Origin of the sequence: Corticicoccus populi (assembly GCF_042686195.1) — a bacterium.
GTDB lineage: Bacteria > Bacillota > Bacilli > Staphylococcales > Salinicoccaceae > Corticicoccus > Corticicoccus populi.
Genome location: NZ_JBHUOQ010000005.1, coordinates 61815 through 82014, shown reverse-complemented (window position 1 = coordinate 82014; position 20200 = coordinate 61815). Strand labels below are relative to the sequence as shown.

The 20200-nt window shown below is 40.0% G+C and carries 20 protein-coding genes; 14 read left to right on the top strand and 6 right to left on the bottom strand.

Annotation, left to right across the window (positions count from 1 at the left end; all coding sequences use genetic code 11):
- Positions 1 to 24: 24 nt before the first annotated feature.
- Together ACFSX4_RS13015 and ACFSX4_RS13010 are read right to left on the bottom strand one after the other, a co-directional pair.
- Entirely contained in the window at positions 25 to 690 is a 666-nt protein-coding gene (locus tag ACFSX4_RS13015; RefSeq protein ID WP_377775924.1) for an N-acetylmannosamine-6-phosphate 2-epimerase, read from the bottom strand.
- Complete coding sequence (locus tag ACFSX4_RS13010) at positions 686 to 2242, bottom strand: PTS transporter subunit EIIC (RefSeq protein ID WP_377775601.1); 1557 nt, start codon at positions 2240 to 2242, stop codon at positions 686 to 688. The genes ACFSX4_RS13015 and ACFSX4_RS13010 overlap by 5 nt, the downstream gene beginning before the upstream one ends.
- An 81-nt stretch (positions 2243 to 2323) precedes the next feature.
- Here ACFSX4_RS13010 and ACFSX4_RS13005 point away from each other — a divergent pair, with 81 nt between their 5' ends.
- Positions 2324 to 3112: a MurR/RpiR family transcriptional regulator gene (locus ACFSX4_RS13005; RefSeq protein ID WP_377775599.1), complete on the top strand. Its 789-nt coding sequence runs from the start codon at positions 2324 to 2326 to the stop codon at positions 3110 to 3112.
- A gap of 70 nt (positions 3113 to 3182) precedes the next feature.
- Positions 3183 to 3692, top strand: coding sequence for a DUF402 domain-containing protein (locus ACFSX4_RS13000; RefSeq protein WP_377775597.1), 510 nt, complete (start codon positions 3183 to 3185; stop codon positions 3690 to 3692).
- 55 nt (positions 3693 to 3747) lie between these two features.
- Here ACFSX4_RS13000 and ACFSX4_RS12995 read toward each other — a convergent pair whose 3' ends face one another.
- Positions 3748 to 5250, bottom strand: a complete 1503-nt coding sequence (locus tag ACFSX4_RS12995) for an SLC13 family permease (RefSeq protein WP_377775595.1) — start codon at positions 5248 to 5250, stop codon at positions 3748 to 3750.
- A gap of 204 nt (positions 5251 to 5454) precedes the next feature.
- Between ACFSX4_RS12995 and ACFSX4_RS12990 the strand changes: the two genes are divergently transcribed.
- The 6 genes from ACFSX4_RS12990 to ACFSX4_RS12965 all read left to right on the top strand — a co-directional run bounded on the left by ACFSX4_RS12990 (position 5455) and on the right by ACFSX4_RS12965 (position 11208).
- The gene (locus tag ACFSX4_RS12990) at positions 5455 to 5778 is read left to right on the top strand and encodes an ArsR/SmtB family transcription factor (RefSeq protein WP_377775593.1); all 324 of its coding nucleotides are present in this window, start codon (positions 5455 to 5457) and stop codon (positions 5776 to 5778) included.
- A 21-nt stretch (positions 5779 to 5799) separates the two neighbouring features.
- Positions 5800 to 6726: a cation diffusion facilitator family transporter gene (locus ACFSX4_RS12985; RefSeq protein WP_377775591.1), complete on the top strand. Its 927-nt coding sequence runs from the start codon at positions 5800 to 5802 to the stop codon at positions 6724 to 6726.
- A 197-nt stretch (positions 6727 to 6923) separates the two neighbouring features.
- A complete protein-coding gene (copZ, locus tag ACFSX4_RS12980; protein WP_377775589.1) occupies positions 6924 to 7130 on the top strand; it encodes a copper chaperone CopZ in 207 nt (68 codons plus the stop codon).
- A gap of 80 nt (positions 7131 to 7210) precedes the next feature.
- Positions 7211 to 9637, top strand: a complete 2427-nt coding sequence (locus ACFSX4_RS12975) for a heavy metal translocating P-type ATPase (protein WP_377775587.1) — start codon at positions 7211 to 7213, stop codon at positions 9635 to 9637.
- Position 9638: 1 nt separating this feature from the next.
- Entirely contained in the window at positions 9639 to 10250 is a 612-nt protein-coding gene (locus ACFSX4_RS12970) for a YdhK family protein (protein ID WP_377775585.1), read from the top strand.
- 190 nt (positions 10251 to 10440) lie between these two features.
- A complete protein-coding gene (locus ACFSX4_RS12965; protein WP_377775583.1) occupies positions 10441 to 11208 on the top strand; it encodes a MerR family transcriptional regulator in 768 nt (255 codons plus the stop codon).
- Positions 11209 to 11248: 40 nt separating this feature from the next.
- Here the strand turns inward: ACFSX4_RS12965 and ACFSX4_RS12960 are convergent, their stop codons facing one another.
- The gene (locus ACFSX4_RS12960) at positions 11249 to 12088 is read right to left on the bottom strand and encodes an AraC family transcriptional regulator (RefSeq protein ID WP_377775581.1); all 840 of its coding nucleotides are present in this window, start codon (positions 12086 to 12088) and stop codon (positions 11249 to 11251) included.
- 201 nt (positions 12089 to 12289) lie between these two features.
- On the opposite strand from ACFSX4_RS12960, the gene ACFSX4_RS12955 reads away from it, so the two are divergent.
- The 5 genes from ACFSX4_RS12955 to ACFSX4_RS12935 all read left to right on the top strand — a co-directional run bounded on the left by ACFSX4_RS12955 (position 12290) and on the right by ACFSX4_RS12935 (position 16637).
- Positions 12290 to 12667 carry a VOC family protein gene (locus ACFSX4_RS12955; RefSeq protein WP_377775579.1) on the top strand — a complete coding sequence of 126 codons (378 nt, stop codon included), beginning with the start codon at positions 12290 to 12292 and terminating at the stop codon, positions 12665 to 12667.
- Between the two features lie 47 nt (positions 12668 to 12714).
- Positions 12715 to 13500 (top strand): SDR family NAD(P)-dependent oxidoreductase, encoded by a 786-nt coding sequence (locus ACFSX4_RS12950; protein ID WP_377775577.1) that lies wholly within the window; start codon positions 12715 to 12717, stop codon positions 13498 to 13500.
- Positions 13501 to 13589: 89 nt separating this feature from the next.
- A complete protein-coding gene (gene purU / locus ACFSX4_RS12945; RefSeq protein ID WP_377775575.1) occupies positions 13590 to 14438 on the top strand; it encodes a formyltetrahydrofolate deformylase in 849 nt (282 codons plus the stop codon).
- 141 nt (positions 14439 to 14579) lie between these two features.
- Positions 14580 to 15965 (top strand): alanine/glycine:cation symporter family protein, encoded by a 1386-nt coding sequence (locus ACFSX4_RS12940; RefSeq protein ID WP_377775573.1) that lies wholly within the window; start codon positions 14580 to 14582, stop codon positions 15963 to 15965.
- 144 nt (positions 15966 to 16109) lie between these two features.
- Entirely contained in the window at positions 16110 to 16637 is a 528-nt protein-coding gene (locus ACFSX4_RS12935) for an HdeD family acid-resistance protein (RefSeq protein WP_377775571.1), read from the top strand.
- Between the two features lie 49 nt (positions 16638 to 16686).
- On the opposite strand, the gene ACFSX4_RS12930 is transcribed toward ACFSX4_RS12935, so the two are convergent.
- Together ACFSX4_RS12930 and ACFSX4_RS12925 are read right to left on the bottom strand one after the other, a co-directional pair.
- Positions 16687 to 17982 carry an aspartate aminotransferase family protein gene (locus ACFSX4_RS12930; RefSeq protein ID WP_377775569.1) on the bottom strand — a complete coding sequence of 432 codons (1296 nt, stop codon included), beginning with the start codon at positions 17980 to 17982 and terminating at the stop codon, positions 16687 to 16689.
- A 30-nt stretch (positions 17983 to 18012) separates the two neighbouring features.
- Complete coding sequence (locus ACFSX4_RS12925; RefSeq protein WP_377775567.1) at positions 18013 to 19392, bottom strand: YjiH family protein; 1380 nt, start codon at positions 19390 to 19392, stop codon at positions 18013 to 18015.
- A 202-nt stretch (positions 19393 to 19594) separates the two neighbouring features.
- On the opposite strand from ACFSX4_RS12925, the gene ACFSX4_RS12920 reads away from it, so the two are divergent.
- Entirely contained in the window at positions 19595 to 20149 is a 555-nt protein-coding gene (locus ACFSX4_RS12920) for a maltose acetyltransferase domain-containing protein (RefSeq protein ID WP_377775565.1), read from the top strand.
- The last annotated feature ends 51 nt before the right edge of the window (positions 20150 to 20200 follow it).

Genomic DNA, 20200 nt, shown 5'->3' with positions numbered 1-20200 from the left:
TAGTTAAAAGTTCCTGCATCTTTTTTATTTCAGAACATCTGAAAATGAACGTGTAATCAGCTGCGGCCGTGTAATTGCACTGCCGACGACATAGGCATGACAGCCGATTTCAGAGACACGTTTCAACATTTCCGGTGTTTGGATATTGCCTTCTGCAATCACCGGTGTATTAATTTTTTGATTGATATCCTTTAAAAACTGGAAGTCGTTATGGAATAATTTTTTATCACTTGTATATTCAGTATAACCGTGAAGTGTGGTACCGATATAATCAAAACCGATAGATTCAGCATATAGTGCCTCGTCGACAGTTGAAATATCCGCCATAAGTTCAACGCCCGGATATTTGGTGCGGACATACGTGACGATTTCATCGAGAGTCTCTGCCGGACGCTTTCTGAAGGTGGCATCGAGTGCAATGATTGTGCAGCCGGCTTTTAATAGTTCATCTACTTCTGTTGATGTAGCTGTAATGAATACATCCGAATCATCATAAACACGTTTAACAATACCGATGATCGGTACATCTGTGTATTTTTTTATTTCTTCAATATCTGCACCGCTGTTTGCGCGTATGCCTTCTGCACCGCCTTCAATGACTGCCAAAGCCATTTTCCCCATAATATATGAGGAGTGGAGGGGTTCTTCCTCCAAAGCCTGACAGGAGACGATAAACGTATTCTTTTTAATCTGTGTCATTTTCTTCATCCTTTTGTTGAGATAAATATTCTTCCAGATCATTTTTAATATTGCTGACCTGAGGACCGTAAACAATCTGTACACCATTTCCTTTTTTAATAATACCATTTGGTCCTGTGGATTGAATCAGTGATTCATCCATTTTCTGAACGTCATTCAAAGTGACTCTTAGGCGTGTTGCACAGTTATCAAGTTCTGAAATGTTTTCTTTGCCGCCGAGTCCTTTCGCAAGTGTGAGGGTTTTTTCATCGGCGTCTACAAGAACCGTCTGTTCTTTATCTTCTCTTCCCGGTGTTTTTAAGTTCATCTTTTTAATCAGGAATTTAAAGATAAAGTAATAGATGAAGAACCATAAAATGCCGATAGGTATAACATAGATAAAGTTTGTCTTGTCATTTCCCTGGAGTACACCGAATAATATATAATCAATAAAACCACCGCTGAATGTCTGGCCGATAGTGATATTGAAAATGTCTGCCATCATAAAAGCAAGACCGTCAAAGAAGGCATGAATGACGTATAGAAGCGGTGCAACAAACAGAAACGAGAATTCAATCGGTTCAGTAATGCCGGTGAAGAATGAAGTTAATCCGGCTGACAGCATTAAACCGCCCACAATCTTTTTATTCTGTGGTTTTGCGGTATGATAAATAGCAAGACAGGCACCGAGAAGGCCGAACATCATAGTGATAAATCTTCCGGACATAAATCTTGAAGTGCCTTCGTAAAATTGCTGGACATCAGGATCTGCAAGCTGTGCGAAAAATATATTCTGAGTCCCTTGTATAATCTGCCCGCCGATTTCCAAAGTACCGCCGAGTCCTGTCTGCCAGAACGGCAGGTAGAAAATATGATGCAGGCCGAATGGACCGAGCAGTCTCAATATAAAGCCGAAGAAAAATGTGCCGATGACACCTGTTCCTGTTACTAAATCACCTGCGCTGAAGATGAGTGACTGTATCGGAGGCCAGATGAAGTACATAATAATTCCAAGCCCGATAGAAAATAATGAAGTAATAATCGGTACAAAACGTGAGCCGCCGAAAAAGCCGAGAAATTGAGGCAGGTTAATTTTATAATATTTATTGTGCAGTATCGACGCTAAAATTCCGACCAGTATCCCGCCGAATACACCGGTCTCAAGCGACTGGATACCAACAGTCATTCCCTGACCAACAGTAGCGAGATTTTCTTCTTCAAGACTGCCTGTAATAATGAGCATCGCATTGATGGTTGCATGCATGATGAAGAAACCGATGACTGCCGCAAGTCCGGCAGTTCCTTTATCATTTCTTGCGAGACCGACGGCAACACCAACCGCAAAAAGTATAGGTAGGTTGGCAAACACAATGTTTCCGGCGGAAGCCATTATACTGAACATATTCTGAAGCCAGCCGATATCAAGGAACGGATACGCGCTGATTGTGTTAGGATTGGATAAAGCACCCCCAATACCAAGTAAAAGACCGGCTGCAGGAAGGATTGCGATTGGCAGCATAAATGATTTGCCGAAAGACTGCGCCTTAGAGAAAATATTTTTCATTAAATTCACCTCTTGGAAATTATTTTATTTTAATGGAATATACCATACATAATAATTTTAGTAAATAAGGAGTAATGAGATATGAATTTAACGAATCGAGTTCAGGTTCATCAAAACAATTTATCTAAAAATGAGAAAAGAATTCTGTCGGAGATGAATGAGAAAGAAGTTTTAAGCGACAACATTAAAGGATTCTCCGAGTCATTCGGTGCATCACCGTCATCCATCAGTAAATTATCAAAGAAACTGGGGTATAAAAATTTTCAGGACTTTATTCTCTCTGTAGATGCCGAAAGAAGTACTGTAAAACACAGAAGCAGTTCCAGTAAAGCGATTCATGAATACTATAATCGTCTGATAGACAACACGAATGAAATGATTCATGAAGAGATGATTCATTCGCTGATTTCAAAAATTATGAACAGTGGTCTGGTCGTTATTATCGGAATTGGAAATTCCGGTTTCAGTGCGATTGAATTTGCATCAAGACTTGAACGCATGGGTATTAAAGTGAAAGCAATGACTGATCCTCACCAGATGAAAATGCAGTCGGGTATTTTAAATCATGAAGATTTGATTATCGGCATTTCAAACAGTGGTGAGACAAAAGAAATTGTAGATTCCATCACACTGGCAAAGAAAAACAACGTTTCAAATTTTGTTTTCACCCATCATAATGAATCCAGTTTGAGTGATACAGCTGATAATGTCATTATCGTCAGCAGCAATACGCAGGTGAATGATGAGAAATTTATTAATTCCCAGATATCCAATTTATACTTAATCGATGTCATCAGTTATGAAATGCTTGAACACGATGAGCTGCTGGAGTATAGAGAGAAGACGCTTGATGTTTTGAAGAAATTTTAAAACGGATACTGGATGAACAGCAGGTATATCTACCGGGGAGGTTTGTCCGTCAGGGAAAAGAGGGTGAGTAATGAAAAGTATTGATGTTCTTGTATATAAATATAACGGTCAGAAACATTATCAATGGGAAACTACATTGTTAGAGCATCACAATGATTATGTACTGGTAAAGGGTGATGTGGGAAGAGAATTAATACACCATACAAAGGGAAAGACTTTTATCTGCGGTACGAAGTCACTGGAGTTTTTTTCAACAAAAGAAGGATTTACAGTCAATATCGATATTCATGACTCCGGAGAAATGGAATATTACTGTAATATTTCTTTACCGGCTGAATGTAATATGGAGCAGAATATTATTTCATTTGTCGACTTAGACTTGGATTTAATCAGGGATAAAACTGGCCGGTGGAAATTAGTAGATAAAGAAGAATTTATAGAAAATGCTGAGAGGATGAATTATTCGAAAGATACTGTTGAATTTGCAGAGAATAGTTTAAAGGAGCTTCGCCGGAAAATTACAGAAGAATACTTTCCTTTTGATGATTTTTTTGAAAAATATGCTGATAGAATGCTGTGAACAATAAAAAGAGCAGGAAGTCTTTAACTCCCTGCTCATTATTCTTTTCATCATCTTACAGACTGAATACAACAGGCATCCAGAAGTATATAGCTGCAGTGATAATAATGACAGAAACGATATTCAGCCATACACCAGCTTTGGCCATATCTCCGACTTCCAGATAACCGGCGCTGAACACGGCGGTGTTCGGCGGTGTGGCAACCGGCAGCATGTAGCAGGATCCCGCAGATAAAGCTGCTGCTGCCATGAGCGGCAGCGGATCAATACCAATTGCGATTCCGAGTCCGACTGTAAGCGGAAGAATCAGATTTGAAACTGCAGTATTTGAAAGGATTTCTGTAATACTTAGGACAAATACTACCAGTAGAAGCAGAACGAATATATACTGCATACCTTGAAGCATTTGAAGAACTTCACCAATAGAATCATTCAGACCCGACTCTCCGAAAGCTGCAGCAATTGACATACCGCCTCCGAAAAGAATAAGAATACCCCACGGCAGTTCTTTCATATCCTCCCACTCAAGAATGCGTTCTCCTTTATTAGAGCTCGGGAGGAAAAAGAGTAACACAGCTCCGAATACGGAAATAGTTGCATCATCCAAATCATCAAAAAAACCGCCGATGCTTTCCGGTATAAAACCGATTGAAGAGATGAACGGAGAGACAATCCATAGAAAAACAGTAATTGAAAATACTGCAGCCACTTTTTTCTCATCTGATGTAAAGTCACCGAGCTTCTGTATCTCTTCTTTAATAAAATTCATTGTTCCTTCAGAATCTTCATCATCAGAGTCTACTTTAAACTGTATTTTAGTAAGGTAGAAGTATACAACAATTAATAAGACAAGGGCAACGGGTCCGGCAAAGAAGAGCCATTCTGCAAAAGTCACTGTCCGGTCAAGTTGTGATGATGCTATACCGGCAAGGAGTGCATTTGGTACTGCCGCTACAAGTGTTGCGAGCCCTCCGATTGTTGCAGCATATGCTACAGCAAGCAGAATTCCTTTTGAAAAGTAATCGAAATTCTGTCCCTTGAGTATTTCTTTATTTTTAACCTCATCAATTAATGCAATAGCGACCGGCAGCATCATTAAGGCGGTTGCTGCATTGGAAACAAACATGGAGATTGCTGCTGTAGCTATTAAAATTCCAAGTATCATCCGATTGCTTTTTGTACCGATCATTTTGATGATATTTAATGCGATTCGTCTATGTAAATCCCATTTTTGTATAGCCAGAGCAATCACGAATCCACCGCCGTACATAAAGATTACGGAGCTTCCGTAAGCAGGTGCAACTGTTCCAATGTCGACGCCGTTGAATGCTGGAAACAGTACAAGAGGAAGCAGTGATGTCGCAGCCATTGGTATAGGTTCTGTAACCCAGAAAGTAGCAACTAACAGGGTAACACCAAGAACCACTTTGGGTTCGTGGGATAAAACGCTTTCAGGTATAAAAAAATAAATACAAGCAAATAATAATGGTCCTAATATTAATCCGACCCAGTTCCTGGTCGTGTAATGCTTGTTATTGTTCTTTTCTTTGGAAACCATGACAAGCCCTCCGATTATTAAGTAGGTTTAGTGAATATAATATATGGCATATTTGTGACACACTTAGTATTTTACCTTATTTTAGATAAAAGATTAAGCGATGTAAGTATTCGGGAGTTCTTTTTACTTTTAGAGAATATAGATGACATAAAAACTTATATATGATAATATAATCATATATTGAAAGTGTGGAGTGATTATAATATGGAAGAAAAAAGGGATGCAGGCCATACAGTAAGAGAAATTGATGAGGAAACACTATTTATCGTTACTCAGACGTTTAAAGCACTGGGGGATCCGACACGGGTCAGAATTCTTCATTTATTATTTGAAAAAGAATATTCGGTGAATGAAATTGCGGAAACATTAAATATGGGACAGTCAACTGTTTCCCATCAATTGAGATTCCTGAAAAATCTGCGGCTGGTCAAGTTCAGACGTCAGGGGACGACATTGTATTATTCTCATGATGATGAACATGTGATGAATACACTGGAAGAAATGATTAATCATGCATGCCACAACTAAGCTTAATCAGGAGGTGTCATTATGGCACATACCCACGGGGCAAATAAAAGAATACTTCTAATCAGTTTTATTATTATTACGGTATTTATGATTGTAGAGGTCATCGGAGGATTGTTGACCAACAGTCTGGCACTGCTCGCAGATGCAGGGCATATGCTGAGTGATGCCGTGTCACTTTTCATCGCTTTAATCGCATTTAAACTGGGAGAGCGGTCCGCCAATTATGGTAAAACATACGGATATAAGCGTTTTGAAATTTTAGCGGCTGTAATTAACGGCGCAACACTTTTGGCAGTCGCAATTTTTATCTTTTACGAAGCGGTGGAAAGAATATTCAATCCACCTGAAGTGGCATCCTACGGCATGCTGATTATTGCGGTCATCGGCTTAATTGTGAATATTATTGTGGCATACATCATGCACCGGGGCGGTGATACAGAAAATAACTTAAATATGCGTGCTGCTTTCCTTCATGTTATCGGGGATCTGCTTGGTTCAGTAGGTGCCATCATCGCAGCACTGCTCATGATATTTTTTGATTTTACATGGGCGGACACAGTAGCGAGTGTGCTGGTTGCAGTGTTAATTTTAATCAGCGGTTTCAGAGTGACTAAAGCTTCACTGCATGTGTTAATGGAAGGCACACCCGCGAATGTTAATCTGGAAAAAGTCATTGAGAAGATTAAGACGCTTCCTGAAGTGGAGTCACTGCATGATTTACACGTCTGGAGTGTAACGAGCGGACAGAATGTACTATCGTGTCACATAACTGTAGACGAAAAAATGACAGTCGGAGAAAGTGAGGGCCTGCTGCGTGAACTTGAACACGCACTTGAACATGAAAATATTAAGCATGTAACAATTCAGGTAGAGACCGGCAGTCATCCTCATGAGTCATCAATTTTGTGCCGGCATAACTACGAAACTGAAGAACACCATCATCATTAAACTATGATAAAGATGTCCGCTGTGCGGGCGTCTTTTTATTTAGAAAAATATAAAGATTAATGTTGATGGGGAAGTGGTCGGTAATAGTTGTTGGACGTATTCAGAAACGATTATTTTATTAAAGTGATAATATCCCTTGACAATACCCTTTGGGGGTATGTTAATATAGACTTAAGATTACTAAGGAGGCATTACAAATGGAAAATATCACATTAAATGTTGAAGGTATGTCATGCGGTCATTGTGTCAGTGCGATTGAAAACAATGTCGGTGAATTAAACGGCGTGGATTCTGTAAAGGTCAGCCTGGAAGACGGCAAAGTGGATATCGCTTATGATATCAGTAAAGTTGAATTAACTGAAATTAAGGATGTCATTGAAGATCAAGGATATGACATTGCATAGATAAAGTGAATCGTGCCGTAACGGCGCGATTTCCTTTTAGATTATTACATACCCCAAGGGTGTATAGAGAGGTGAAAATAATGAGTTCAGAAAAAGAGGTTAGTCTGCAGATTCAGGGAATGACGTGTGCAGCCTGCGCCAACAGAATAGAAAAAGGATTAAATAAAATTGACGGTGTGTCCAGTGCAAATGTGAATTATGCTGTTGAGAAGGCGAACGTTGTTTTCAATGCAGAAGAAACCAGTGTTAAAGCATTTGAAGAAAAAGTAGAAAAGCTTGGTTACAGTGTTGCACATGATAAAGAAACATTTGAGATTTCAGGCATGACATGCGCGGCCTGTGCGAATAGAATCGAAAAAAAGTTGAATAAGATGGATGGTGTGTCCAGTGCAACGGTGAATTTCGCACTCGAGAATGCGAGTGTGCAGTACGATAAAAATCAAGTGACTGTAAATGAAATGATTCAGGCCGTGGACAAAATCGGATACAAACTAAAAGTGCCTGTATCAAAAGAAGCGTCTGCAGGCAGTAAAGAGGAGGAAATTCGTCATCAGACCGGGAAATTCATTTTTTCTGCGATTTTAACATTTCCGTTATTGTGGACGATGGTGACGCATTTTGAATTTACATCATGGATTTATTCTCCGGATATGCTTATGAATCCGTGGGTACAGCTGGCTCTTGCTGCTCCGGTGCAGTTTATAGTGGGTGCACAGTTTTATAAATCTGCATATAAATCATTAAGGAACGGCAGTGCCAATATGGATGTTCTTGTGGCACTCGGGACTTCTGTCGCATTTTTCTACAGTATTTTCTTAGGGTATGAATGGCAGATCAGCGGACAGATTGGTATGCCGGAACTGTATTTTGAAGCTGCGGCAGTCATTATCACTTTAATCCTGCTCGGTAAGTTGTTTGAAGTACGTGCCAAAGGCAGAACCGGTCAGGCCATTCAGAAGCTTCTCGGCATGCAGGCGAAAACAGCACGTGTAAAAAGAGATGGTGAAGAAATAGAAATTGCGGTTGAAGAAGTAACTACAGGTGATATTGTCTTAGTTCGACCGGGTGAGAAAATACCGGTGGATGGTGAAATTATTAAAGGTGAGTCCGCAGTGGATGAGTCGATGATTACAGGAGAAAGTATCCCTGTCGATAAAAAAGAAGGGGATACTGCTATTGGATCAACAATTAATAAAAACGGACTATTGACGATTAAGGCAACAAAAGTTGGGAAAGACACGGCACTTTCCCAGATTGTTAAAGTCGTTGAAGAAGCACAGGGCAGTAAGGCGGATATTCAGCGTGTGGCTGACCGTGTATCCAGCGTATTTGTTCCGGTTGTTGTCGGAATTGCATTATTAACAGGTCTTGTATGGTATTTCTTTGTCGCACCGGGAGACCTTCGCTCTGCACTGGTTCCCGCGATTACAGTACTTGTGATTGCCTGCCCGTGTGCACTCGGCCTTGCGACACCGACTTCAGTGATGGCAGGCTCCGGAAGAGCAGCGGAACTGGGTGTTTTATTCAAAGGCGGAGAGTATCTGGAACATACACGTGATTTGGATACGATTGTTCTGGATAAAACAGGTACAGTTACAAAAGGCGAACCTGAACTGACAGATGTTTTCCCGGAATCCGGGTTCTCCAAAGAAGAAGTGCTGAAACTTGTAGCTTCTGCTGAAAACAGTTCGGAACACCCGCTTGCTGAAGCGATTGTTAAAGGTGCAAAGGCATCCGGGATTGAAATAAAAGAACCCGAAACTTTTGAAGCAGTACCCGGATACGGTATTAAAGCAGTTGTTGACGGTACTTCGATATATGTTGGTACAAGAAAGTTGATGGCGCAGCAGGATATTGAAACAGAATCAATTGAAGAGACGATGGCCGGATTGGAGTCGGACGGTAAAACCGCGATGCTGATCGGCGTCGATCAACAGCTTGCCGGTCTGGTGGCTGTGGCGGATACAGTAAAAGAAACATCCAAAGCAGCGATTGAAAGAATGCATGAGCAGGGACTCGAAGTTATTATGCTGACTGGTGATAATAAAAGAACAGCAAATGCAATCGGCAGAGAAGTCGGCATTGACCGTGTGATTGCAGAGGTGGTCCCGGAAGAAAAAGCAGATCAGATTAAAGCACTTCAAAAAGAAGGCAGGAAAGTCGCAATGGTCGGGGATGGTGTGAATGATGCACCGGCACTGGCAGTGGCGGATATCGGTATGGCAATCGGCACGGGAACAGATGTCGCGATTGAAGCAGCGGATATCACATTGATGCGCGGTGATTTGAACAGTGTGGCGGATAGTGTATTAATCAGCGGTAAGACGATGCGCAACATTAAACAGAACTTATTCTTCACCTTTTTCTACAACAGTGCATCAATTCCAATCGCAGCAGCAGGCTTTCTTGCACCGTGGGTGGCAGGTGCCGCAATGGCGTTCAGTTCGGTTTCTGTTGTACTTAATGCATTAAGGCTGCAGCGTTTGAAACTTAAAGGAGGCGAATAAAATGTCTATCAAAAAGTGGGTGATAATGGGTGTTGTGTATGTCGCAGCAGTGTTCATCGTATTTACTTTAGTGACCGGACAGAATCCTTTTTCAAGCGGTGGTATGGAACATGATGAAGAACACAGCGAAATGGACCATGGGGGTAATGATGATCATGGAGATATGGAACACTCTGCAGAAGAAATGTCCAGTACAGGAGATGTGCCGGACGGCCTGACTGAAGCTGATAATCCGGAATTTCAAGTAGGCAGTAAAGCTGTAATCAACGTAGATCATATGCCGGGTATGGATGGTGCTGAGGCAGAAATTTCAGGTGCATTTGATACAACGGTTTACACTGTTTCCTACACGGCGGAAGACGGAACTGAAATCACAGATCACAAGTGGGTAATCCACGAGGAACTTGAAAATCCCGGTGATACACCGCTTGACCCCGGATCAGAAGTTGTTTTAAATGCGGGACATATGGACGGCATGGAAGGTTCAGAGGCAGTCATTGACTCTGCACAGAATACAAGAGTGTATATGGTTGATTTTGAAACGACTGATACAGGAGAATCTGTAAAGTATCATAAATGGGTAACAGAAGAAGAACTGTCGCCGGCTGACTGAACAGCTTATAATCATTCATTTTCACAGGTCGGGAAAACAGTACACTTTAAAGCATTGTAATGAAATATATTTTAAGAAATCAGGCATATGCAGATATGTCTGTTTTTTTTTATTATAAAATATTAAATAAAGTGGTTGACCTTTACGCTGCGTCAATCTGTATAGTCATATTTGAAAGGAGGAATGACAGGTGAAATACTCTGTTAAGCATCTGGCTGAATTGTCTGGTGTCAGTACACGGACACTCAGGTATTATGATCAGGTTGATTTATTAAAACCTGCAGGATACACAGAGGCCGGCTACCGTGTTTACGGTGAAAGTGAAATTGACAGGCTGCAGCAGATTCTTTTGTACCGGGAACTCGGGATGAAACTCGATGACATTAAAAAGATAGTAGACAAGCCGGATTTTGATACGTTACATGCGCTTCAAAATCATTATAAAGCGCTGCAGGAAGAGCAGAAGAAAATAAATCAGATGATCGCGACTGTCGAAAAGACGATTCAACATCAAAAAGGAGAGATTGAGATGACGGCAAATGAAAAATTTGAAGGTTTTAAAAAGAAACGACTGGAAGAGAATGAAGAAATGTACGGTGAAGAAATACGGGAGAAATATGGTGAAACAACTGTAGATGAATCCAACCGGAAGTTCATGAATTTGAGCGAGGCGGATTTTAACCAAATGCAGGAGATTGAAGCGCGTTTATTTGATGAGTTGGATGTATTATCAAATTCCAGGGATTTAACATCACAGGAAGCAGAGAATGTTTATCTGCTCCATAAAGAGTGGCTGATGTATTCGTGGCCGGAGTATTCAACTGAAGCACACCGGGGGCTTGTTCAAATGTACATGGCAGATGAGCGGTTCCAGAAATACTATAACGACCGTGCAGGAAAAGAAGCAGTATCATTACTGCATGATGCTGTGATGAAATATACAGAAGCCGATGAATAATATGAAGTCCCGCTTTGGATATTCCAAAACGGGACATTTTTTATTTTACTGGAACCCAGATTTCGACGGTGTAGTCATCTGCTGTCACATCACCGGGATGGTACAGCTCAAACTCCGGAGCATCCCGCAGTTCATATTCTGAAGACGGCATCACGTTTTGAAAAATTTCATTAGTGACACGCTGCAGTTCCGAGGGTACAGGTCCGACAGCATCAAATACCAGATATCTGCCGCCTGTGACTGTAAACGTTTTGAATGAAGAACTGTCATCACCCGTGACCCCGATGACATACTCCATGCCGCCGTCTTCATCCGGAAAACACAGCCCGAGCATTCCAGGAAGCGTATTATTTTTAATGTTAATCAGTTCATCACTTTTACCTGACTGGTTGACTTCTGCCCAGAATGCAGGAATCTCATTTTGAGCTTCTGTCATTGTGGAATATGTTCTGCTTACACCGGTGATTTGAAAGGAATCCATAGTTTCTACACGATAGTTCATTTGATATCCTCCTCTAATCTCAACTGAGATTGTTAATTTTGGAAAGGTCGGCAGTATGACCGGATGCTTTCTGAAATAGCCGGGTGTATAACCGTAAAGTTTTTTGAAACTTGAACTGAAAGAATCGCTTGATTCATATCCAATGTGATATGCAATATCGATGATTTTCATGTCAGTCTCCTTAAGCAGATACACGGAATGGGACAGACGTCTGTTTCGTACATATTCACCAAAAGGAATGCCGGCTAAAATACTGAATACTTTTTGGAAGTTGTATCTTGAAAGGCATGAAATCTGTTCAATTTTCACGAAATCAATATTCTCTGTAATATGTGCCTCAACATATTCCAGTGCGTCGTTTAAACGCTTCACATCCATGTCATCACCCCTTTCCTTATTGATATCATATAATGTTCAACGAATGAGAACCCGTTCTATTGTGGCAGGAAATCACTGCCAATCACTTTAAATTATATCATGCATTATAATTTTTCTTTCTAAAGAGAAAGAGTGATATATTTGAAAGCATCATTCGGTTAAAGTAAAATTACTTTAAAGATATTAAGGAGACCGAAAGAAATGAATATTTCAAGGTTGGATCATTTAGTTTTAACAGTGAAAAATATTGAAGAGACATGCAGGTTCTATAGTAATGTTTTAGGAATGAAAGAAATTACTTTTAAGCAGAATAGGAAAGCATTACAGTTTGGTGAACAGAAAATCAATCTGCATGAGGCAGGGAGAGAGTTTGAGCCTAAGGCATTGAAACCAATGCCTGGAAGTGCAGATTTATGTTTTATCACAGAAACAAAAATACCGGATGTATTTATACACTTAAAAACTTTAAACATACCAATTGAAGAGGGACCTGTAGATAGAACAGGGGCACAAGGAGTAATTTCATCTGTATATGTCAGAGATCCTGACAATAATTTAATTGAAATTTCTAATTATTGAACTTATAAAGGATATATAAATTAAAAAATGAAGTTGGAGCTGGTATTTTGAGACTGAAAGATAAAGTTGCCGTTGTGACCGGCGGCAGTAATGGAATAGGTAAAGGCATTGCGAAACTGTTTTCAGAAGAAGGTGCAGTGGTTGTAATTGCTGATGTCGACCAGGATGAAGGGTTGAACACAGTCAGAACACTCAATCCCGAGGGGGATAAAGTTTATTTCTTCAAAACAGATGTCGGGAATGAAGAAAGCGTGAAACAGTTAATGAATTATACTGCTGAGACTTTCGGACGTCTGGATGTTCTTGTGAATAATGCAGCGGTTAATTACAGAAAGGCGGTTCATGAAACATCATTGGAAGAATGGAATCAATTGATGGGAGTGAATCTGACCGGGCCGTTTCTATGTAGTAAGTATGCAATACCCGAGATGCAGAAGCGGGAGGCATCTTCTATTATTAATATGGTATCCTGGCATGCGGAAACGACAATCACAAGGCTTGCAGCCTATGCAAGTGCGAAAGGCGGACTCACAGCACTGACCAGGCAGATGGCGCTGGACTATGGTAAATATCAAATTCGTGTTAACGCAGTCGGCCCGTCAACGGTTGAAACACCAATGCTTGAAAAGACATTCGCAAGTCTTGAAAATCCGGAAGAAGCTTTTCAGCAGTCATTGGAATTTAATCCAATGGGTCGCTTCGGTACAGTTGAAGATATAGCGAAAACATGCCTCTTCCTTGCTTCTGATGACTCAAAATATATCAGCGGACAGACAATAATGGTGGACGGCGGTCAGATTAATAAAGTTTCAAGACCGATATCATTTGATTAAGAAAAATAAGGCTTCAGATTTTAGTTACACTTGATTTTGTTGTATAATATTTCGATAATATACTTCAAAGAAAACAGAAGGAGAACACAATGGATAAATATATATTACTCGCACAATGCAAGGACCAGCTGAATGTTACAGCTTACATCTCTTCAATCATTTCAAATCATCAATCTAATATACTTCATATTGATCATTTTACAGAATACGAAAAAGATTCTTCGGACGAGGGTGAACTGTACCTCAGATTCGAATTTGATAAGGCTCCGGATGTAAAAGAAGCACTTGAAGCAGGCCTTCACGAAAGAGGAATTACATACAGACTGTATGATTCAGCAGAAAAAATGAAAATTGCTTTGTTTGTATCAAAGGAAGATCATGCATTTAATGAACTGCTTCTAAGAGTGGAACGCGGTGAGATGCCGGCTGAGATTGTTTGTGTGGTCAGCAATCATGAAACCAATAAACACTTTGCAGATAATTTAGGTATTCCGTTCTATCATGTCCCAAGCGGACGGGATAAAGATATTGTGGAAACAGAAATTATTGAAATCTGTGAGAAGTATGAAGTGGACTTAATCGTTCTTGCGAAATATATGCAGATTTTAACCAGCCGTTTAGTAACACGTTACAAAAATCAAATTATTAATATACACCATTCATTCCTGCCTTCATTTATCGGTGCAAACCCATATAAAAAAGCTTGGGAGAGAGGCGTGAAGCTCGTAGGTGCAACCAGTCATTATGTGACGGAAGATTTGGATGAGGGTCCGATTATTGAACAGGACGTAATCAGAATTAACCACCGTTATAATGTAAAAGATCTGCGTAAAATCGGCAGGCATATTGAGTCGACTGTACTTGCGCAGGCAGTGGAGTATCATACAGAGCATAAGGTGATTATCACCGAAGGAAATAAAACAATTGTATTTAACTAAGCAAAATGCCGGAATAATATTCCGGCATTTTTGTATACTGCTGAAAATAGATATCAGAAAAGTCTTTTAAATAATTTTTATGTATGATATTATCTATTATATTCATATTTTTGCATAATTATTTATTTAAGGAGAGGTTATATGGATACAATTGTGTCAGTTGCAGATTTCTTGTGGGGGTATCCCCTGATTATCCTGCTGTTCGTAGTGAGTATTTACTTGACTGTGAGACTGAAACTATTTCAGTTTAGACATCCCGTATACATATTTCAACAGACTTTAGGGAGAGTTGGAAAGAAAACAAAAGGTGATGGAACAGTTACACCCTTTCAGACACTGACAATGGCACTATCTTCGACAATCGGTGCTGCTAATATCGTTGGTGTACCTGTAGCAATTATGCTTGGTGGTCCCGGAGCGGTGTTTTGGATGTGGATTATCGCTCTGTTGTGTATGGCACTTAAATTTGGAGAAACAACACTTGGTGTCCATTATCGTGAAAAAAATGAAGCAGGAGAATATGTCGGGGGACCGATGTATTATATGAAAAAGGGAATCAAATGGAAGACTTTAGGTACATTTCTCGCAGTGTGGTATGCAGCCGTATTAATGCTTGAGCTCATTCCAAGTATTATGGTGCAGAGTAATTCTGTCGCAAGTACGGTAAGTGATTCATTTGAAATCAATCCGCTTTGGACAGGTCTGTTTATCGCAGCTGCAACGGCAGTTGTTGTATTCGGCGGTGTTAAACGAATAGGTACTGTTACATCATGTCTGGTGCCGTTCATGGCTTTATTTTATATTATTGCGGGTTCAATTATTATATTTATGCATGTAGATTTAATTCCCGAAACATTTGCATTAATCTTTACTGAGGCGTTTAATCCGAGTGCTGCTTTAGGCGGCGGTGCGGGGGCAGTACTTGCAGAGACAATCCGCTGGGGATTTGCGAGAGGAATATACAGTAATGAAGCGGGGCTTGGTACATCACCAATTGCCCATGCAGCAGCGAAAACAGATCACCCAATCAGACAGGGGTTATGGGCAGTCATTCAAATTATTGTGGATACGTTGGTTATTTGTACGATTACGGCTTTAGTTGTGTTGATGACAGGTGTATGGCAGCATGATGATGCACATCTTGACAGCTCAAGAGAAGCACTTACAGCGAGGGCATTCACACAGTCATTTGGTGATATAGGAAGCTATATTGTTACAATTGCACTTTTCCTGTTTGTATTTTCGACGATTACAGTTGTAGTATTTTACGGTGCAAGACAGGCAGAATTTCTTTTCGGATTGTGGGCAGGAAAAGTGATGAAAGTGGTGTATGTAGTATCGATTGTAATCGGAGCAGTCGGCGGTGCAACGTTCTTATGGTCACTTCTTGATTTAATGCTGTTCTTTGTTATTCTTCCTAATATTATAGCTGTACTGATTATGTCACCGAAAATTATTGAACTATTTAAGGAGTTCTTTAATACAAAAGGAAAATATTATTTAAAGGATATTGAAAAGAAAAACTGATTATTCTTCATATAAAACTCCATTCTCTAAGAGGGTGGAGTTTTATATGACTATAAGAATTTTTATGGGGTGTATTAATATGTTTCATATTATAAATAAATGGGAATAGGGGTTTGTTTATAACTACAGAAAGAGATGATTGAAATGCCAGGTGAAGGAAAAAGATTTGACTGGGGCTCATTAATACTCGGTGTGATTTTTATTATTGTTGCACTGTTGTCATTCAGTAATCCGGGTTCAAGTGTAATGGCAGTCGTGATTATATTTGGTATCGTAGCGATACTTAAAGGAATATTTGAGCTGACAGTAAGACGCAGATTGAAGCCGTATACGGGGCAGGGCAGCACAATGCTGATTATTACCGGGGTACTTGATATCCTAATTGGTATCTTTATGTTGTTTAATGTCCAGTTCGGTATGATAGCTGTAGCTGTGCTATTTGCTTTTTGGATTATTTTAGATTCCGTATTTATGCTGATTACTTCCAGTTATATCAAAGAATTTAACAGAAACCGTTTCTGGTTTACAGTAATTCTTGGAGTTATTGGACTGCTTATCGGTATTGTATTACTGTTTAATCCATTAAGCGGTGTTGTAAGTATTGCATTTATCATTGGAATCTTCTTTATGATTGCCGGTATCGGCCATATCCTTGAAGCCTTTGATTCATAGAAAATAAGCGCCGGTCCTTTTAGGACAGGTGCTTATTTTTTGATAGTTTTTATTGTAAAAATCCTTCATTTTTTAAACGAATCAATGCACGTTTCAACATTTCGATACCGTCATCAATCTGTGATTTAGACACAGTTAATGGAGGTATCATACGGATTACTTCTCCTTCATTACCGCAAAAGTAAAACAGTACACCTTCTTCCAGTGCGTAATCCAAAATTTTTGAAGCAAGTGTTCCGTCTGCTTCACCAGTATCAGGATTAACAATTTCGATACCAATCATTAGTCCGAGTGCACGGATATCTCCGAGCACTGGAAATTCTTCTTGAAGTACTGATAGTTTTTCCCTGGCGTAGCTCCCAATCTCACGGGTATTTTCTAATAATTTTTCTTCTTTGATTACTTCAATTGTTGCAAGTCCGGCACAGCATGCAATAGGGTTGCCGCCATACGTTGTGGCATGGCTTCCAAGCGGCCATTTCTGCATTAATTCATGATGTGCGACTGTTGCACTGATTGGCTGTCCGGAAGCCATAGCTTTCGCAATTGCCATAATATCAGGAACAACATCAAATACATCGGCGGCAAACCATTCTCCTGTGCGTCCGAAGCCGGTTTGCACTTCATCAAATATCAGCAGCAGATCATTTTCATTACATATTTTACGAATTTCATGAATCCATTCTTTTGGTGGGACAATATAGCCCCCTTCACCGAGTACAGGTTCTAAAATGACGGCAGCCACCTCATCTGAACTCACTTGATGCCTGAATAATTCATTGAAATCATGATTGAGTTTTCCAACAGCCTCTTCCGGAGTATCTTTTGGGTCAAAATATCTGACTTGATAACTTGAATTGACCGGCTGCCATTTTCTATACTTACTTTTTGAAGTGCTGATACTCATTGATCCGACAGTACGGCCGTGAAAGCAGCCGGTAAAAGAAATTACATACGGTCTCTGCTTCACATGTCTTGCAAGTTTCAAAGCACCTTCAACAGCTTCAGTCCCGCTGTTACCGAAAAAGAAACAATCCAAATTTCCAGGCATCACTTTTCCAAGTTCATCAGCATACTTTAGTATAGATTCATACTGAATCACACCGATTGGACCGTGAGTCAGCTGATCTGCACCATCTTTAATTGCCTGTACTACTTTAGGATGCCGGTGTCCGACATTCGTAACAGCAATCCCTGAGGTATAATCAAGATACTTTTTACCATCGATTCCATAGTAATAAAGTCCTTCTTCTTTAACGACTGGAAGGTTTGGATGATCTTTTGCCATACTCGGAGCCAGAAGCTCCGGTATTCTGTTAATTAGTTGATTCCATTCTGCGGACATAATAATGTCTCCTTTCAAATAAGTAAGATTCTAGAATATGATAAAGTGGGCAATTGCCGCTACTATTGGTAAGGTGATAATGGTTCGAATAAGGAAAATCATTAACAGGTGCCAGAAATTCACTGGTATCTTTGAACGGATGAGCATTACACCAATTTCAGAAAGATAAATCAGTTGAGTTAATGACACTGCTCCGACTACAAACCGGGTAAGTTCACTTTCAATACCACTGGCAAGAAGAGCAGGCAAAAACATATCAGCAAAACCGACCAGTAACGCAGGTGCAGCTTGAGCAGCTTCAGGTATTCTCATCCATTCCAAAACAGGAATCAGAGGATAGGAGATAATATCAAAGAAAATGGTGAATTCTGCGATTATCAAGGCAATGGTTCCAATCCCCATAATTACCGGCAGCATACCGAGCCATATATCTGCTGCACTGTAGAAGCTTTTCCCGATTAATTCTTTAGGGGAAGCAGCTGATTCTGATTTTTTAACCGCTTTTGTATATGCCCATCCTAATGTATTATGTCCCTCAGGAACATCTTCTTCTATTTTCCTCTCGGCTTCTTCATAATAATCATTTGAAATCCTTGATAGTGGAGGAATCCTGGGGCAGATGACTCCTGCGATAAATACGCCCACTAAAACTGTAGTATAAAATGGAAGGAATAGATGTCCGAGATCCAGTATTGTTGCAATAATGAGTGCAAATGCAACAGATGTAATTGTAAAGTTAGTAACAATTACTGCCGATTCCCTCTTTGAATAGTAACCGTTCTCATATTGGTTAATAGTGATTAAAATGCTGACCATATTATTTCCCATCCAGGAAGCAAGACCGTCAACCGCAGAACGCCCGGGAAGTTTAAATAAAGGACGCATTACTTTTTTAGCCATTGTTCCAAGCCATTCCATAAGGCCGAATTCAATAAGTAATGGCAGCAGCATCCCCATAACGAGTGTCCAAATCGCAAGTATAGGCAGTAACCCTGTCAGTACTTCACCCCCGGTTGCATCACTCGTAATCCAGCCGGGACCAACTTGGAAATAAACCATTACAGCAAAAACACCGCCAATGACTCTAATAGAAAGCCAGAATGGATGCACAATAAATAATTCTTTCAGCTTACTTTTATTCAGAAGCCATTGAGGTTTGGTAAGTGTTGCCAGGGTAGACAATAGTGCAGATAATACGAGTACAATTAAAATCATTTCAACCAGAATCGGTGAAAGTGACTCTTGTACAAATTCCGATATAATTCCAATGCCGACAAGCCATTCATCTCCAACAGGTACTGGGATTAGAAAAAGAATTACACCAATTATCGATGGGATAATGAATTTCCAGGGTGTGCCTGAAGGTTTTTCAGAACGACTATTGCTGTCTTTCAAAATATCTGATGTCATATTTTACCTCCTTATACAGTAATGAGTATATATTGAATATACTAAAGTAGAAAATCAGAGTCAAATAAATATCAGATTATTCACTCTTTTTGAAAGGTGAATAATTTTAGGATCTATATGTTGCTGCAGTGAATATAATTCATTGCAAAAACCTGTATATACAAGTATATTTACAATATAAATATGATTCGGAGGGATAAAGATGTCCGAGAAAGAGAAAATGATTAACGGGGAAATATATGATCCGGGTGATACTGAGCTGGTCAACGATAGAAGAAATGCGCGGAAAATGACCAGAATGTATAATCAGACGACTGAAGATGAAAAGGAAAGAAGAATATTGATGTTGAAGTCGCTGCTTGGTACGACAGGGCAGAATCTTTCCATGGAGCCGAATATCCGGTTTGATTATGGATATAATACGCATGTAGGGGAGAATTTTTATGCTAATTTTGACTGTACAATTTTAGATGTATCAGAGGTTCATATTGGCGATAACTGTATGCTGGCACCAGGAGTCCAGATATATACTGCGGCCCACCCGATTGATCCAGAAGAACGTGTCAGCGGGGTAGAGTTTGCCAAAAAAGTAACGATTGGAGACAATGTCTGGATTGGCGGCAGTGCGGTGATTAATCCGGGTGTAACGATTGGAGATAATGTTGTAGTGGCATCAGGGGCAGTGGTTGTTAAAGATGTTCCTGATAATGTGATTGTAGGCGGAAATCCTGCCAGAATTATAAGAAAGATAGATTAACAGAGATTGTTCATTTAAATATAATAAACCCATCCGGCCGGATGGGTTTTG